Annotated in this window: 1 protein-coding gene; it reads right to left on the reverse strand. The window is 65.4% G+C overall.

Annotation, left to right across the window (positions count from 1 at the left end):
* Positions 1-217: hypothetical protein (locus GYB81_RS24290; RefSeq protein ID WP_161898038.1), on the reverse strand; the 217-nt coding region annotated here is incomplete at both ends.

Raw genomic sequence — 217 nt, forward strand, 5'->3', positions numbered from 1 at the left:
GACCATCAGCTCGAGCAGGTTGTCCATGCTCGAGTAGTCGGAACCGACGCGGTTGACCGGCGGGCCCAGCTCATCGTGATCGGGGATCAGCTCGTTGGCGAACTTGGTGCGACGGGCCTGCGCCCAGTTGCGGTTGCCGGTGATGGTGTTGATCTCGCCGTTGTGCGCGAGGAAGCGGAAGGGCTGCGCCAGCGGCCACTTCGGCAGGGTGTTGGTG

Origin of the sequence: Pseudomonas yangonensis, from assembly GCF_009932725.1 — a bacterium.
Lineage (GTDB): Bacteria > Pseudomonadota > Gammaproteobacteria > Pseudomonadales > Pseudomonadaceae > Aquipseudomonas > Aquipseudomonas yangonensis.